General features: G+C 39.6%; 14 protein-coding genes. 3 read left to right on the top strand and 11 right to left on the bottom strand.

Translation table 11 applies throughout. From position 1 onward, the window contains the following. Window positions 1–62: 62 nt before the first annotated feature. A complete protein-coding gene (hisS, locus tag MWU56_RS04245) occupies window positions 63–1,451 on the top strand; it encodes a histidine--tRNA ligase (RefSeq protein WP_247042575.1) in 1,389 nt (462 codons plus the stop codon). Here the strand turns inward: hisS and MWU56_RS04240 are convergent. Beyond that, the gene (locus MWU56_RS04240; protein ID WP_247042570.1) at window positions 1,435–1,983 is read right to left on the bottom strand and encodes an NUDIX hydrolase; all 549 of its coding nucleotides are present in this window, start codon (window positions 1,981–1,983) and stop codon (window positions 1,435–1,437) included. The genes hisS and MWU56_RS04240 overlap by 17 nt on opposite strands. Window positions 1,984–2,066: 83 nt before the next feature. Further along, entirely contained in the window at window positions 2,067–3,155 is a 1,089-nt protein-coding gene (locus MWU56_RS04235) for a M42 family metallopeptidase (protein WP_247042569.1), read from the bottom strand. 102 nt (window positions 3,156–3,257) lie between these two features. Between MWU56_RS04235 and MWU56_RS04230 the strand changes: the two genes are divergently transcribed. Further along, window positions 3,258–3,977, top strand: coding sequence for a DUF4294 domain-containing protein (locus MWU56_RS04230; RefSeq protein ID WP_247043699.1), 720 nt, complete (start codon window positions 3,258–3,260; stop codon window positions 3,975–3,977). Here the strand turns inward: MWU56_RS04230 and MWU56_RS04225 are convergent. Next, complete coding sequence (locus MWU56_RS04225) at window positions 3,974–4,210, bottom strand: DUF6095 family protein (RefSeq protein ID WP_247042568.1); 237 nt, start codon at window positions 4,208–4,210, stop codon at window positions 3,974–3,976. The two genes, MWU56_RS04230 and MWU56_RS04225, sit on opposite strands and share 4 nt — an antisense overlap. Before the next feature lie 57 nt (window positions 4,211–4,267). Here MWU56_RS04225 and MWU56_RS04220 point away from each other — a divergent pair, with 57 nt between their 5' ends. Beyond that, entirely contained in the window at window positions 4,268–5,599 is a 1,332-nt protein-coding gene (locus MWU56_RS04220; RefSeq protein ID WP_247042566.1) for a GntP family permease, read from the top strand. 7 nt (window positions 5,600–5,606) lie between these two features. Here the strand turns inward: MWU56_RS04220 and MWU56_RS04215 are convergent, their stop codons facing one another. The 8 genes from MWU56_RS04215 to MWU56_RS04180 form a co-directional block, all read right to left on the bottom strand. Continuing rightward, window positions 5,607–6,497, bottom strand: a complete 891-nt coding sequence (locus MWU56_RS04215) for a DUF4249 family protein (RefSeq protein ID WP_247042564.1) — start codon at window positions 6,495–6,497, stop codon at window positions 5,607–5,609. Window positions 6,498–6,501: 4 nt separating this feature from the next. Beyond that, the gene (locus tag MWU56_RS04210) at window positions 6,502–8,901 is read right to left on the bottom strand and encodes a TonB-dependent receptor (protein WP_247042563.1); all 2,400 of its coding nucleotides are present in this window, start codon (window positions 8,899–8,901) and stop codon (window positions 6,502–6,504) included. A gap of 146 nt (window positions 8,902–9,047) precedes the next feature. Then, on the bottom strand, window positions 9,048–11,270 hold the full coding sequence (locus tag MWU56_RS04205; RefSeq protein ID WP_247042562.1) for an NADP-dependent isocitrate dehydrogenase: 2,223 nt from the start codon (window positions 11,268–11,270) through the stop codon (window positions 9,048–9,050). Window positions 11,271–11,888: 618 nt separating this feature from the next. Further along, window positions 11,889–12,239 carry a 50S ribosomal protein L19 gene (rplS, locus tag MWU56_RS04200; RefSeq protein ID WP_247042561.1) on the bottom strand — a complete coding sequence of 117 codons (351 nt, stop codon included), beginning with the start codon at window positions 12,237–12,239 and terminating at the stop codon, window positions 11,889–11,891. Between the two features lie 125 nt (window positions 12,240–12,364). Continuing rightward, a complete protein-coding gene (gene trmD / locus MWU56_RS04195) occupies window positions 12,365–13,042 on the bottom strand; it encodes a tRNA (guanosine(37)-N1)-methyltransferase TrmD (RefSeq protein ID WP_247042560.1) in 678 nt (225 codons plus the stop codon). A 114-nt stretch (window positions 13,043–13,156) separates the two neighbouring features. Beyond that, window positions 13,157–13,762 (bottom strand): tRNA (guanine-N1)-methyltransferase, encoded by a 606-nt coding sequence (locus MWU56_RS04190; protein WP_247042558.1) that lies wholly within the window; start codon window positions 13,760–13,762, stop codon window positions 13,157–13,159. Between the two features lie 108 nt (window positions 13,763–13,870). After that, a complete protein-coding gene (locus MWU56_RS04185) occupies window positions 13,871–15,319 on the bottom strand; it encodes a glyceraldehyde-3-phosphate dehydrogenase (RefSeq protein ID WP_247042557.1) in 1,449 nt (482 codons plus the stop codon). 131 nt (window positions 15,320–15,450) lie between these two features. Next, window positions 15,451–16,848 (bottom strand): S1C family serine protease, encoded by a 1,398-nt coding sequence (locus tag MWU56_RS04180; RefSeq protein WP_247042556.1) that lies wholly within the window; start codon window positions 16,846–16,848, stop codon window positions 15,451–15,453. Window positions 16,849–16,968: the final 120 nt, after the last annotated feature.

The following is a 16,968-nucleotide window of genomic DNA, read 5'->3' as shown; positions in this document are numbered from 1 at the left end:
TAACACCTCGATTTAAATTAAATGTTTTATCACCGTATATTTGCACGAGAATTTAAGACCACATGGCAAAGAAACCATCTATACCTAAAGGAACTCGAGACTTTTCACCTGCAGAGGTGGCCAAGCGCAACTATATCATCCAAACCATTAAAAAACATTTCGAAACCTATGGTTTTCAGCCGATAGAGACCCCGTCTTTTGAGAATTCAGAAACTTTAATGGGTAAATATGGGGATGAAGGCGACCGTTTGATATTTAAAATATTGAATTCGGGTGATTTTATTTCCAAGGTGGATGATGTCACCTACAGTTCAAAGAATTCAGCCTCGTTGACGCCGAAAATTTCAGAAAAAGCACTTCGCTACGACCTTACAGTACCCTTTGCCCGTTATGTGGTAATGCACCAAAATGAGATTGATTTTCCTTTCAAACGATATCAAATTCAACCAGTATGGCGTGCCGACCGTCCGCAAAAAGGACGTTTTCGTGAGTTTTACCAGTGCGATGCCGATGTGGTGGGTGCCAATTCTTTGCTTCAAGAAGTGGAGTTTGTACAACTATACGATGCTGTTTTTACCGATTTGGGTCTAAAAGGTACCACCATCAAAATCAACAACCGAAAAATACTTTCTGGAATCGCCGAAGTTATAGGCGCCAAAGATTTGTTGGTGGATTTTACCGTAGCCTTGGACAAGTTGGATAAAATAGGAGAGGAGAAGGTGAAATCCGAAATGATGGAAAAAGGCATTTCCGAAGCAGCCATTGCCAAAGCGCAGCCTTTGTTTGATATGTCAGGAACCGCTGCCGAACAATTGGAAAAACTAAAAACCATCTTAGCAGACTCCGAAGTGGGAATGTTGGGTGTTTCCGAGCTGGAAGAAATCATTTCAACGGTTGATACAATCGGGTTGCAATCTGCCATGTTGCAGTTGGATGTAACCTTGGCCAGAGGCCTTAATTATTACACAGGGGCCATTTTTGAAGTTGCGGCACCTGATGGCGTAAAAATGGGTTCCATTGGTGGTGGAGGCCGTTATGATGACCTTACGGGTATTTTTGGACTGAAAGATGTAAGCGGTGTAGGTATTTCATTCGGGTTGGACCGTATTTACTTGGTTTTGGAAGAACTGGAGCTTTTCCCAGACAGTTTGGACACTTCATTGGACATACTTTGTCTCAATTTTGGTAAAAACGAAGGGATGGCAGCATTAGAATTAGTTTCTAGGTTACGCAAATTAGGACTCAGGGCTGATTTATACCCAACGGACACCAAAGTACAGAAACAGTTTAAATATGCCGATAAAAGAAGGGTTCCTTACGTAATTCTTTTGGGTGACAAAGAATTGGTTGAGGGTAAATTTGTGGTTAAAAATATGAAGACCGGGAATCAACTGGATTACACATTGGATTCCATTGAGGAATTTGCAGAAAACATCAAGTCCGACTTTTAATCGCTTTGATGATGGTTTTGTAATACGTGGGACCGTGTGGAACATATTTGCCTACGCTGGCCAAGCCCCAAGTTTCTTCAGCAAATTTAAAAAGAGGAATCAAAGCTAAATCCTCGACTTCACTTTCTTGTTTGGTAAGCTGATTTAAAGATGTATTTAGTTTACACAGAAAAATATGGTGTAGCTCGGCATCAATAAAATCCTCCGAAATTTTATGAATAGCTTTGAATGTGCCAAGGGACTCTAAATCGGTTTCCGTTATGGATAGACCAATTTCCTCGTCAACCTCTCTAATGGCAGCGGCAACAATTTTTTCACCCGCAAATACGTGTCCGGCTACCGAAACATCCCACAATAGGGGGTGGGTAGCTTTGTTTTTACCGCGCTGTTGAAGCAAAACGCGGCCATCGGGTGTATACAGCCAAATGTGTACGGTAGGGTGCAGTAGACCTTTACAGTGTGCATCAGACTTTAAACAGGACTTTCCTGTTGGGTTTCCAAGCTCATCCAATATGTCCACACGCTCCTCCATATCTCATAAAGATAAAAAAAAGTCACCCCGAAAATGTTTCAGGGTGACATAATTTTATTAGCTCAAAGAATGAATAAGCTTAGTTAATCAAAATAACTAAAAGTCTCTCCGTCCTTAATGTTCAATAAAGTTTCATAGATTAGGCGGATAACGTTCTCAACATCATCTTTGTGAACTGTTTCAACCGTAGTATGCATATAGCGCAACGGTAACGAAATCAAAGCAGAGGCCACCCCGCCATTGCTATATGCAAAGGCATCTGTATCAGTCCCAGTATATCGGGACGATGCATTGCGCTGGAACGGGATTTTGTTGGATTCGGCAGTTTCCAAAATGCGTTCACGCAATTTGTTTTGTACCGCGGGCGCATAGGAGATTACAGGTCCGTCGCCAATTTTGGTCTCTCCCTCCGTTTTTTTATTGATCATCGGAGTAGTGGTGTCGTGGCACACGTCAGTTACAATCGCGACATTGGGTTTAATGGTCTGCGTAATCATTTCAGCACCGCGCAATCCTATTTCTTCTTGTACCGAATTGGTGATGTACAGTCCAAAAGGAAGTTCTTTTTTGTTCTCTTTGAGCAAACGCGCCACTTCGGCTATCATAAAGCCACCCATACGGTTGTCCAAAGCTCTACATACAAATTTATCTTTGTTCAAAATGTGGAATTGGTCTGGGTAGGTGATCACACAACCTACATGTACGCCCATTTTTAAAACCTCTTCTTTATCCTTGGCGCCAATATCGATAAATATATTGTCTAATTTTGGCGACTCTTCCTTGGCTTTGTTCCTAGTGTGGATGGCCGGCCATCCAAATACACCTTTTACTATGCCTTTTTTTGTATGGATGTCCACCCATTTAGAGGGTGCTATTTGATGGTCGCTTCCTCCGTTTCTAATCACATATAAAAGCCCTTCATCCGTAATATAGTTCACGTACCAAGAAATTTCATCGGAATGTCCTTCGATAACGACCTTATATTTTGCATCTGGATTGATAACTCCTACTGCAGTACCGTATGTATCGGTAATAAATTCGTCGACATAGGGTTTTATATAGTCCATCCAAATTTTTTGACCTTCCCATTCATAACCTGTAGGTGATGGGTTGTTCAAGTATTTTTCTAAAAACGCAATGGATTTTTCGTTGATTACCTTCTCTTTTGACATGTATCTGATTTAATACACAAACATAAGAATATTCACTTTTATTTAATAGCCAAATTATACCTTTATACTTACTTTTGGCAAGACTATTGAGGAATGAATGTTATGCTTCGTAACTATTATTTTGTTGTTTTACTGACCATTACCACCTTTGGGTTTGCTCAGGAACCACAGAAGGATTCCATTTTAAAGCCCAACGATTTTATAACCAACGACTCCATTGAAGATTACTATGTGCGGTTCGAGGGCGACTCCATATTGATGAGTTCCATTGAGCTTGACGAGGTCTACCTTTTTGGAAAACTGGATTTTGCCAACCGTGAGGATAAGCTACGTTATTATATACTCCGCAGAAAAACTGTTAAGGTGTATCCTTATGCCAAATTGGCTGCGGAACGATTGGTTGAACTTAATGATAGCTTACAACTAATCAAAAAAAGAAGACATCAAAGACGTTATACACGAAAGGTTCAAAAGTATATTGAAGGAGAGTTTTCTGATGAGTTAAAGAAACTGACCCGTACCGAAGGACAAATTTTAGTGAAGTTGATACATAGACAAACGGGTACCACGGCCTTTGATTTAGTTAAGGAACTTAGGAGCGGGTGGCGTGCGTTCTGGTACAGTACCACCGCAAGCTTATTTAAAATTACATTAAAAGAGGAATTTCGTCCAGAAGAAATCCATGAAGATTACTTGATAGAAGATATTTTGCAACGTGCTTTTGCAGCGAGCAGATTGGAGCGTCAAAAATCGGTTTTGGATTACGATTATGCACAGCTTACCAATAAATGGAAGCGCATGCCGCCAAGTACAGATAATTAGTTTTTTGTTTTTTTTCCAAAAATGGCCTCCATCACGATACTTACCGATCTAAACCCTAAATAGATGGCCAAAATGGCGCAGATGATACCTAAAATCAGAACTGGCCAATAAAAAGGGTGTCCTTCATTTTTGAATGCTTGATAAATTATAAAAGGTCCCATAAACATGGCCAGTACAGTAAAACCAAATGATTTTATTGCTTTTACCAAAAGTTCCTTGTTAGTTCGCCTCATGGGACCAAAGTAGGAATATTAGCTTATATTTAGCGGATATTCTACTAAAAATTGTCCATGGAGATACTTGTTCTTGGAGTGGTTGTTCTCTTTATTATCATTGCCACTGTAAAATTTAAGATGCATCCTATTTTCTCATTGACCATTGCAGCTGTTGTCTCTGGGTTTTTATTGGGAATTACACCACAAAATATTATGTCCACCATGGCCGAAGGTTTTGGGAAAACACTTTCTGGCATCGGTTTGGTAATTGCATTTGGGACAGTTATCGGTGTGTATCTGGAGAGAACGGGAAGTACCCAAGTATTGGCAAACAGTGTCTTAAAAATTATTGGATTAAAGCATTCACCATTGGCAATGAATTTAGCTGGTTTTGTAATTTCCATTCCAGTATATTGTGATTCTGGATACATCATACTTTCGTCTTTGAACAAAGCCATTAGTAAGAGGACTGGAATACCAGCCTTGGTTTTTGCCATTGCATTGGCCACGGGCTTATACTCGGCACATGTATTTGTTCCGCCCACACCTGGACCTTTGGCCGCCGCTGCCATTCTAGGTGCTGATTTGGGAATGGTGTTGATTTTTGGTCTTTTGGTTGCTATACCGGTTTCCGTTTCGGGTTATTTTTGGGCACGCTTTATTGGTAAATCACTCAAAGAGACCGAAACCGAGAACCTTGAAAAAGAAACAAGGCAAGAGCAAGAAGTGATTCCAACGACCATCCGACCTTTTCAAGCTTTTTTGCCCTTGCTTGTCCCTATTGTGTTAATAGCGATGAACTCTGTTGTAAATTACCCAACACACCCGTTGGGAGAAGGTTCCTTATATAAAATCTTTGATTTTATAGGCAGCCCTGTAATTGCGCTTTTAATTGGTGTTTTCTTTGCTTTCGCATTGGGAAGAAATGTTCCCTCCAAAACTAGGAAAGACTGGGTGCCCGATGCTTTTAAGCAGGCTGGGGCCATTGTTTTGATTACAGGTGCAGGTGGTGCTTTTGGGGCCATTTTACGTACTATGGATATTGCTTCTATCATTAACTTGGAATCCACTACTGGTGTTGGTGGTCTATTGATTGCTTTTGTGATCGCTACCATACTTAAAACGGCGCAAGGTTCGTCAACTGTTGCCATTATAACTACTTCAGCGATTATTGCACCATTATTGGAAACTTTTGGTTTACTTTCAATTACCGATAAGGCTTTTGCTGTTTTGGCAGTAGGGGCGGGCGCTATGACGGTATCTCATATAAACGATAGTTATTTTTGGGTGGTTTCACAGTTTTCCAATATGAATGTAAAAACTGCTTTGCGAGGGCATACCATGGGTACGCTTGTTCAAGGGATAATCGGAATTTTAATGATTCTCTTACTATATACAATTGTTTAACAATTGATTATTGAATGGTGATTGAACTTGTGTATTCCTGTACCACAGCAAAATAGCCCAGCGCATAATCGTTGGGACGCTCAACATTGTCCAAAATCGTAATATTGTCAAGCCCAGTAATATCAAAAACATTGCCGCGTACGGTTGCTACAGGTGTTTGGAACACACCTCCTGTACTCTGTGTCTGTTCCAGAACCAAATCCATATAATTGTAAAAGTCTTCTGTGGCACCAAGGATACTTACCGTAACGTCGCTATCGGAAGTTAATTCATCATAGAAATATGAGAATTGGAACTGTTGGCCCTGGAAAAATTCATCTTCCACTGTTAAATACTCTGCATTCATAAAATCGAATACATAGAAATTATCATTGATGCCATCATCGGTAAAAGTTACGATTACCTCTGTTTCCTCTTCGTCTATAAATGTGTCCTCTCCCTGCTCTAGATTATCAATTGGTACTGTGGGTGCATACTCGGTTTGTGCGAAGTATTTTTTTCCGTTATGGGTTACCTGTAGAATAAAAACGACCCCAGGTTGGGCTGAAGAGGTACGTATTCTCTGGTCTGTTGTAAAGTTTGGGTCGGGCACGTATACTCCAGTACCTGGTTCTTCCTCTACAAGATTGGAGAAGGATAAACTTTCAAACACCCCTTCCTCTGTTAGTACACCATAGCTGATAACCGGATTCTCTACCTGAGTGGGCTGGTTTTCATCGAAAAAACTACTTGTTTCCCGCATGGTAATCCTAACATCTATAAACGGTTCACTCTTATCTACGCGTAATAGACCATCCACAACCAATCTTGTTTCCAATTCTGGAAGATCCACATCGATGATATCCTCACAAGATGTAATGATAACAGTGATGAAAATATATGTTAGGAATTTCTTCATATCACTAAAATTTAAAATTATAGGTTACCGAGGGTACAATTCCAAAAATAGCAGTACGAACAGCTTCGTTACGGCCAGTGTCCTCATTGTCCCTAAAGTTGATGGATGCCGCGTTTTTCCTATTGTATGCGTTGTAAATACTGAATACCCATTCTGATTGTACCTTTCTTTGGGTGTTTCTCTTTGGAGTTAAAATGGCAGAAATGTCCAATCTATGATAATCGGGTAGTCGCTCTTTGTTCCTCAGTCCATAATATGGAACAGTCACTCCTTCATATTCAAACTGACCAATGGGGTAATTGGTTGGTTGCCCTGTTTGATATACAAAGTTAGCGTTAAAGCTCCATTTTTTATTTAGGTCAAAACTTCCGTATAAGGAAAAGTCGTGTGTTTTGTCGTAAGGGGTATTGTACCAATCTCCCAAATTGATTCCAGTTTCTAAGTTTGAGCGTCCAGAATCAAGATTTAATTCCCTTCCGGGTGTTCTTTGTTCTGACCTTGATAGCGTGTAGGCCAACCAACCCTTAAAGCGTCCTTGGTTCTTTCTAATCAAAAGCTCCAATCCGTATGCCCTTGCTTCACCGTTCAATATGATTTGTTCAATAGCATTATTGGCAATAAGGTTGGCCCCATCTATATAATCTATTCTATTTTGAATATCCTTATAAAACAACTCGGTTTCCAAACTGTATTCCCCATCTTTTATGTTCCTAAAATAACCCACGGCAAATTGATCTAATAATTGGGGTTTTATGAATGGTCCACTAGGGGCCCATACATCCAATGGAGTAGGCGAGCTGGTATTGGAAAGTAAATGGAGGTATTGTGCCAGACGGGTGTAGCTAGCTTTGATAGAATTATTTTCCCTGAAATTATAGGACATGGAAACCCTTGGTTCCAGATTAAAGAAGGTTTTAAGGGTTTGTCCCTTACCAGGGCTAATGGTATCGATTGGGTCTGCTTCACGATAGGTTAATGTAAAGGGGTCGAACTCTACGGGATTGTTGTTTTGATAAACAAAAAACTCGTCTTGCCCAAAACGGTTGAACTGACTTGCCCGTAAACCATATTCAATACTTAGATTATCTGTAATTTGGTGCTCTATATCAATGTAGGCGGCATTTTCATTTGCATATTTTTTAGTCAACTGCTCCTCTACAATACCGGAATCGGGACTGTTGGGCACAATCTTACCGGGGTTGAATACATAATAGATGCTATTTACCCCATAATTAAGTTGAAGTTTATCGTTGAGGTAGTGTTTAAGGTCGTATTTAATATTAAAGTTCTGGATACCAGAGTTCCACTCAAATCCCACAAAATCAAGCTCTAACCCGTAGTAGTAATCGGAATAAATCAATGAAAGGTTGGAGAACAGTTTGTCCGAGAACAGGTGGTTCCATCTAAAATTTCCAACAGCATTGCCATAAACATTCACAAATCGTTCGCTGACATTAAAAAGGTCGCGGCCAAAATAACCCGATAGAAATACACTGTTGTTCTTGTTAATTTTATGGTTGATCTTTGTGTTTAGGTCATAGAAGTATGCCTTACTATTGATATCAAACAAGGGTAAAAACAAATGGGCGTATGATGCTCTCCCACCAATAAGAAATGCTGTTCTATCCTTTTGAATTGGACCTTCGATCAATAATCTGCTAGCAACGGCACCAATACCACCATTTACTTTAAAATCTTTGCTGTTCCCTTCTTTTTGAAAGATTTCCAGTACTGAGGAAACTCTTCCTCCATATCTCGCAGGAATCCCGCCTTTAAAGAGTTTTACATCTTTGATTGCATCTGGGTTGAATACGGAAAAGAATCCAAATAGGTGGGAGGAGTTGAACACGGTTGCCTCGTCTAATAAAATTAGGTTTTGGTCTGCTGCACCGCCCCTGACATTGAACCCTGATGATGCTTCACCTGCATTGGTGACACCTGGAAGTAGAACCAAGGATTTTATTACGTCTGATTCCCCAAGGACAACAGGAATTTGTTTTATGGTATTGGAAGCTAGAGAAGTTACACTCATTTGAGGTTTTCGTATGTCCAGCCGTTCAACATCTTCGGTTACCACAACCCCTTCCAGTTCCTGGGTTTTTTCTACAAGATTAAAGTCTTGCTTTAGATTTTGGTTCAAATTTATGCTTTGCACAATTTCTTGAAAACCAAGATAGCTTATGATTATTTGATATTGTCCTTCCGGTAAGGTGATGGAGTAAAATCCATATTCATTTGTGGTAGTGCCAGTTTTTAATTCAACAATGGCAATGGTTACCCCGATTAGGGATTCATTACTACTTGCTTCTGAAATTGTACCGCTCAGAGTGTATCGCTGTTGCGCTTGAAGCATGTAAAAATGCCCAAACAGGGCAAGCAGTATTGCAAGTAAATGTCTGGGCATTCGAATGGTTTTTTTAAAAATACGCATTTATAGATAAGGGATAAAAAGAAAATTGGGTACCCTGGTTTATTTTAACAAATGATATAAAAACAAAAGGGTAGTCCTTTATAAGACTACCCTTGTTAACTATCTATTTGAGATTTTGATTACCCAATGGTGCTCAAAATTTTGTTCAATGTTTCACTAGGCCTCATGGCTTTGGATGCCATTTCAGGATTTGGAAGGTAATACCCACCAATATCAACTGGGGAACCTTGTGCATCCAATAATTCTTGTCCGATTTTATCCTCGTTGGATGCAAGTTGCTCAAATAATTTGCTGAATATGGACTTTAGCTCTTCATCATTGTTTTGTGCAGCCAATTGCTCTGCCCAGTACAATGCCAAATAGAAGTGGCTTCCTCTTGTGTCCAGTTCGTTTACTTTTCTTGAAGGAGATCTATCTTGATTCAAAAATTCTTCAGTTGCCTTGTCCAAGGCATCTGCTAGGACCAAAGCCTTTTTGTTGTTGTTCTTTTCTCCAAAAAATTCCAAAGAAACCGCAAGTGCTAAAAACTCCCCTAAGGAATCCCATCTTAAATGCCCTTCTTCCAAAAACTGCTCCACATGTTTTGGTGCAGATCCACCAGCACCGGTCTCAAACAATCCACCGCCGTTCATCAATGGAACAATGGAAAGCATTTTCGCACTTGTTCCAACTTCCAAGATGGGAAAGAGATCCGTTAAGTAATCCCTCAATACATTTCCAGATACGGAAATAGTATCTTTTCCTTCTTTCATGCGTTTCAAGGTAAACTTAGTGGCTGCGGTAGGGGATAGGATTCTAATATCCAATCCATCGGTGTCGTGATCTTTTAAGTAATGATTTACTTTTTTGATTAATTCAACATCGTGGGCTCTTTCTTCATCCAACCAAAAAACGGCAGGAATTTTGGTCGCCCTAGCTCGGGAAACGGCCAATTTCACCCAATCTTGAACAGGGGCATCCTTAACTTGGCACATTCTCCAGATATCTCCTGCTTCCACCGAGTGTTCAATCAAGATTTCTCCAGAGGAAATGTCGATCACTTTGACGGCTCCTGTCTTTTCTATTTCGAAAGTTTTGTCGTGGGAACCATATTCTTCTGCCTTTTGCGCCATTAAACCTACATTGGGAACAGTTCCCATGGTTTTTGGGTCGAATGCGCCATGTTCTTTACAAAATTCAATTGTTGCTTGGTATACTCCTGCATAACTACTGTCTGGGATAACGGCCTTGGTATCCTGAAGTTCTCCATTTTTGTCCCACATTTTACCGGAGTTTCTGATCATGGCCGGCATGGAAGCATCAATAATCACATCGCTGGGAACATGGAGGTTGGTGATTCCTTTATCGGAATTTACCATGGCCAGGTCAGGACCGTTCTCTATACTGGCCTTAATAGCCTCTTCAATTTCTTTATGTTGATCTTCGGGAAGTTCTCCAATTTTGTCCAATAGGGTTTCTAGGCCGTCGTTTGGATTGATGCCCAATTTTTCAAAGGTGTCCCCATAGTTTTTAAACAATTCGGAGAAATATACTTCCAATGCATGGCCAAAAATGATGGGGTCCGAAACCTTCATCATGGTTGCCTTAAAGTGCAGTGATAACAAGATATTGTTCTTTCTCGCATCAGCGATTTCCTTGGTAAAGAATTCCACCAAAGCTTTTTTGCTCATTACCGTGGCATCGATCACCTCACCTTTCAATAGAGAAAGTTTTTCCTTTAGGACGGTTGTGCTTCCATCTGCCCCTACCAATTCAATACGGATATCACCAGGGTTATCCAAGGTAAGCGATTTTTCATTGGATTTAAAATCGCCATGCGACATGGTGGCTACATGGGTTTTAGAGTCGGATGACCATTCTCCCATGGTGTGTGGATGCGCCTTGGCATAATTTTTAACGGCCTTAGGAGCGCGTCTGTCCGAGTTTCCTTCTCGTAATACAGGATTTACAGCACTTCCCTTTACTTTGTCATATTTAGCCTTTATGTTTTTTTCTTCGTCTGTTTTCGGCTCATCTGGGTAATTGGGGAGGTTATACCCTTTGTTTTGTAGTTCCTCAATGGCTTCTTTTAACTGTGGAATAGAAGCACTGATGTTAGGAAGCTTAATAATATTAGCTTCTGGGTTTTTGGCAAGTTCACCCAAAATGGCCAAATCGTCCGAGACCTGTTGTTCTTCAGTCAATAATTCTGGAAAAACAGCAGCAATCCTACCGGCCAATGAAATGTCTTTGGTCCTTACGGTAATATTGGCGGTTTTAGTAAACGATTTAACGATGGGTAAGAAAGATAATGTTGCTAAGGCAGGAGCCTCGTCTGTTTTGGTATAATGAAGTTTAGCCATTTATATGAATTTGTTTGAGCGGTTGCAAATATACGATTTATGGATGGTGAAGTACGAATGGAAGTGACTAAAAGTGTACGTTTTTAATACAAATTTGTTAAAAAACAAAAGCCATATCCTCGTTTTACCGAAGGATATGGCTTTCAGATAGAACTTAAGATTTGCTTTGTTGCCAAAACTGCAATCTATTCGACTACATCTTATGCTCTTTCGACGTTTACTCTGCTATGTTTTTAATTTTTCAACTAAATTACACGTTGCAAAGTGTGCTGTTGTATTCCTAAATTTTATCAAAACAGAAAATTGCTCTTCTATTCGCACATAAAACTTATTATTTCTCAAAAAGCATTGCCTAAGCTCCACTTTAATTGAAATTCCTTTTGTGATCAGTAGTGTTACCAATTAAAAGGGAATCCACAGTATTAAAGAACGTCAACTTTAATTCGATATAATTGTGATGGTATCACTATCATATCTTGTACTAAAGTAGAGGGAAAAATTAAGTTTCCCAACTTTTTAAGGCATTAAGAATCAACATGCTATAAACAGTGGTTATTAACAATTGTTCATAAAAAAAGCACCCAATTGGGTGCTTTCCTTAGTTGTATTGGAGCTTGATTACCCCTTAATCTCTTTAATACGGGCCTTCTTACCTGTAAGACCTCTAAAGTAGAAGATTCTGGATCTACGTACTTTACCTTTTTTGTTTACTTCAACCCTTTGCAAAGCAGGCATGTTTACTGGGAAAATTCTTTCCACTCCAACCGTTCCGGACATTTTGCGGATAGTAAAAGTTTCTGTTGCTCCACTTCCTCTACGTTGTATTACTACACCTTTAAAGAACTGGGTACGTGTTTTTTCACCTTCCTTAATTTCGTAATAAACAGTGATGGTGTCACCAGCTGAAAATTTTGGAAATTCTTTTTTTGGAACAAATTCGTTTTCAACAAATTTTATTAAGGATTCCATTTGTATTTTTTTAAAGTGTTTTTCAAGACCAACTTTCACGGATTTCGTCAGAGGTTGATTTTGAGATTGCAAAAGTAATGCAATATTTAGAAATGGCAAGTGGTTTTTTAGGTTTTTGCTAAGGGTTATTCTTCCAAAAGATCCGGCCTTCTTTCTTGGGTACGCTCCAAGGCTTGTTGTTCTCGCCACTTTTCAATCTCGGGAAAGTTACCACTCAATAATATTTGGGGCACTTTTCTGCCTTTATATTCTGCAGGACGAGTATATACGGGAGGTGCCAATAAATTATCTTGAAACGTGTCAGTTAGTGCGGAGGTTTCGTCATTTAATACTCCTGGCAACAACCTGATTATTGCATCGCTCAATATGGCTGCAGCCAATTCACCACCGGACAATACGTAATCACCAATAGAAATCTCACGGGTAACAAACATGTCTCTAACCCTTTGGTCTACCCCCTTGTAATGGCCGCAGAGCACAATAATATTCTTTTTCATGGAAATTTCGTTGGCCATTCCTTGGTTAAGGGTGTTGCCATCAGGTGTCATGTAAATAACCTCATCGTATTCTCTTTCCGATTTGAGTTTTGAGATGCACTTATCGATGGGTTCCAGCATCATAACCATTCCTGCGCCACCGCCAAACTGGTAATCATCCACCTGTTTGTAATTTCCGATGCTAAAATCCCTCAAATTATGAAGATGTACTTCAACCAATCCTTTTTCTATGGCACGTTTTAATATTGATGCTTCAAAAGGACTTTTTAAAAGTTCGGGAAGTACTGTAATAATGTCTATCCGCATGCACGTTGTTGCTTGGAGATTAATTTGTTTCAAATGTAATGATTGCTGACAATAACTACCTTTTAAAAAGAAGGGAGCAGTCTAAAACATCAACACTTTTTATCCTCCTGTACTTTATTTTTTCTGCTTGTTGAGCTCGTCTTGAAGCTGTCGGCTTATTTTTTGTTCCCGTTCCAAGGCACGGCTCCTATGGTTCTGATATTCTTCTTCTAAATCAGCAAGCGCTGATTTGGCCTGTTGTGTTAGGAAATTACTGTTTCTAAAGCGATAAATGAAGAACAATAAAAGAAGAAACAACCCAAAAATAATGGACCACAGAATAAAATTGTAGGCTCCTTTACTGATCATTGCTCCAAAAAAGGAAATACTGTCCTTTTCTTCGGTAACGGAGTTCAGTTTGTTGGTAGTATCCTGCAATTTTTCATTCAGGTCGTCTATCTCGGACTTATTTGCGGCGATGGTTGCGGATAAATCCTTTATGGTTTTATTGGCCGTATCTATGGAATCAAAAATATTATTTTTTGTTTCGTACAGCTCCGAAAGTTTGACTACTTCGTAGCGAATACCATTGGCGCGGTAGTTGCCCGATTTCCTTTCCAACTCTTCAAATTGTCCTCTTAGCGTATTGTCCTCATCACTCGAGGAGTCTTCCTCTTGGGCATGTAAGGTTAGGGATGGAAGGAGTAGGGCTAAGGCAAATAAAATGCGTAAATACTTCATGTTCAATAATGTTCTCGTATTAAATTTAGATTAAGGGTGGGACGAAATTACACCAATAAACCCAATTTCAAAAAAAGAAAATCAGTTCTTTGAACAATTTGTCATCCACTAGTAATACGTATAACGCCTAACTTTTGCTATATATTTCGCCAAACGGACCACTTGGTGCGAATATCCATATTCATTATCATACCAAATATAGAGTACGATATTATTTCCGCCAGATGAAACAATTGTGGCCTTACTATCGTAAATAGACGGTGCTGTGGTACCTACAATATCGGTAGAAACAAGTTCATTGCTCAATGCGTACTTGATCTGCTCTACCAAATCACCTTCCAAGGCATACTTTTTAATTATGGTATCTATGCCTTCCTTGGATGTTTTGTTTTTCACTTCTAGGTTGAGAATGGCTAAAGATCCGTTGGGAACGGGTACCCTGATGGCGTTCGAGGTTAGTTTTCCCTTTAATGAAGGAAGTGCCTTGGCCACTGCGGAGCCCGCTCCAGTTTCAGTAATCACCATATTTAAGGCTGCTGCACGACCTCTACGGTATTTATTGTGCATGTTGTCCACCAAATTTTGGTCGTTGGTGTAGGCATGAATTGTCTCCAAATGACCTTTTTTAATCCCTAGGGAATCCTCAATTACCTTTAAAATAGGGGTAATTGCATTCGTAGTACAGGATGCAGCCGAATAAATATTGGTTTTGTCCGGGTCAAAGTCTGTATGGTTGACCCCATGGACAATATTAGGAACTTCCTTTCCAGGGGCGGTCAGTAATACTTTGTTGGCTCCTTTGGATTTTAAATGTCTCGAAAGCGCGGCATTGTCTCGAAAAGCACCTGTATTATCGATAATCAAGGCATTTTTTATACCATGTTTACTGTAATCAATATCTTCTGGTTGATTGGCGGTGATGAATTTTACTGTTGTTCCATTGATAATTAGGGCTTGTTTGTCAACATCAACGTCCACAGTTCCTGTAAAAGGCCCATGTACCGAATCCGTTTTAAGGAGGGCAGCCCTTTTTTCCAGTACATCCTTATTTAATTCACCACGAATAACAATAGCTCGCAATCTTAACTGGCTTCCACGGCCTGTCTTTGCCATAAGTTCTCGAGCAACCAAACGCCCGATTCTACCAAAACCATAGAGCACTACGTCTTTCGGTTTAATAGCTTTGGATGATTGAGCATCTCTTAGCTTGTCAATAACGAAAGCTTTTGCATTAAGGTTGTTGTTTTGGTCTGAGTGATATTCGTAAGTTAACTTGCCAATGTCCAGTTTGGCAGGAGGAAGATTGAGGTCGTTTATAGCCCTCAGTATTTCGACCGAATCAAATATTGACATGGGTTTTTGAACAAATTCACAAGCGTACTCATGCAGGTTGATGATGTCACTTACATTTTTATCTATTATTTGATTTTTGAACAGTACCACCTCAATCGCTTTGTCGTACCAAAGATCGCTGATGATTTTTATGAATTCTGTTGTGGCTTTTCGTCTATCTGCTTGGAAGGCAAGCTCTTTTTCGTAAGATGTATTGTCGCTCATTAGTGATAGTTACGCTAGTGATATTTAAATTTTCGGCTAAATTAGATATTTCAAACGTTTTCGTAAAACTTATTGGGTATAAAAAAAGCGTCTCTTATCAAAGACGCTTTTTTAATATTTGTTCGATACATTTACTGAAGTATCATATGTTCTTTTTCACCATCTTCGTTGATCATGGTAAAGCTAGTTCTGCCATATCTGGATAATTCACTAAACCGTTCCTTGGCATCCTCAATATTACCGATGGGCTCGCCATCCAACTCAATAATAACCTTGTTTGTTAGACCGTATCTGGAATAGGATTCGGGAACATTGGTAATTTTTACACCTTTTGAGACCCCAAATTTTTTCTCATCTGATTTGGATAAGTTTTTAACCGTAAAACCTGTACCGGGTAAGATAACGCTAAGTTGTTTTTTTAGGACAACATTTTTCACAATATTTTCCCCATCTCTTTCCAATGTGACCGCAACGTTGTCACCAGGTCTTTTAGAGGATAAATAACCGGAAAGCTCCGAAAACTTGTTCACAGTAATATTGTCTATTTGTTTTATTATGTCACCTTCTTGTAAACCGGCCTCATCTGCACCCGATTCTTCCTCCACACTGGCAATGTATACTCCCTCTAGGTCCTCAATTCCCATTTCTGTTGCTACTTCGGGGTTAAGGTCTCCTCCTCGAATGCCCAACAACCCTTTTTGCACATTACCAAACACCATAATATCCTCCACTATTTTTTTTGCAATATTGCTAGGAACTGCAAACGCATAACCCACATAGGAACCTGTTTGTGAGGTAATGGCTGTATTGATACCAATTAGATCCCCATTGGTATTGACCAGTGCACCACCACTATTTCCAGGATTAACGGCTGCATCTGTTTGTATAAAGGATTGTGTTCTTGTGGGCGACAGTGACCTTGCCTTTGCACTCACAATACCGGCAGTTACCGTAGAAGTAAGGTTAAAAGGGTTTCCAACTGCAAGAACCCACTCTCCAATTTTGGCATTATCGGAGTCACCAAAAGCTAAATAGGGGAGTGTACCCTCTGCATTGATTTTTAATAAAGCAATGTCGGAATCTGCATCAGTGCCGATTACTTCAGCTTCGTACGTTTTATTATTGTTCAAGGTAACCTCCAATTGACTGGAATTGGCAATCACGTGGTTATTTGTTACTATATATCCATCAGGAGAAATAATAACGCCTGAACCTGTTCCTACTTGAGGGGTTTGCTGGCGTTCAAATCCATAAAAGAAGTCTGCTATACTGGATGGTCCTTTGCTAATAGTAAGGTTTTTAACGTGCACTACGGAATTGACCGTTTTTTCTGCAGCCAAGGTAAAATCAACCTCGTTGATTCCAGCCCCTTTGGCACTTGTATCCAGATTACTACTTGTTAGAATGGGGGTTGCTTGTTCGCTTGCTACTAATTTGTAGCCCTCTTTTTCAAAAAATAATTTATATGCCCCTAATGTAATTGCTCCTGCAAATACAGATACTAGGAATAAACTTGCTAATTTCTTCATAATTCAATAACTATTTAACATTAAGCTCAGAACAAAATTAAAATAATTCAATTTTAGCCTATGGTTGTTTAACGCTGTTTTAACTGCAAAAAAAAACTTAAAGAATCCCATATCTTTGTT

It is taken from the genome of Allomuricauda sp. F6463D (genome assembly GCF_023015965.1).
In the GTDB taxonomy this organism is placed as follows: Bacteria; Bacteroidota; Bacteroidia; order Flavobacteriales; family Flavobacteriaceae; genus Flagellimonas.
Note: the sequence above shows the minus strand (reverse complement) of the source record. Positions and strands in the feature narration are given on the sequence as shown.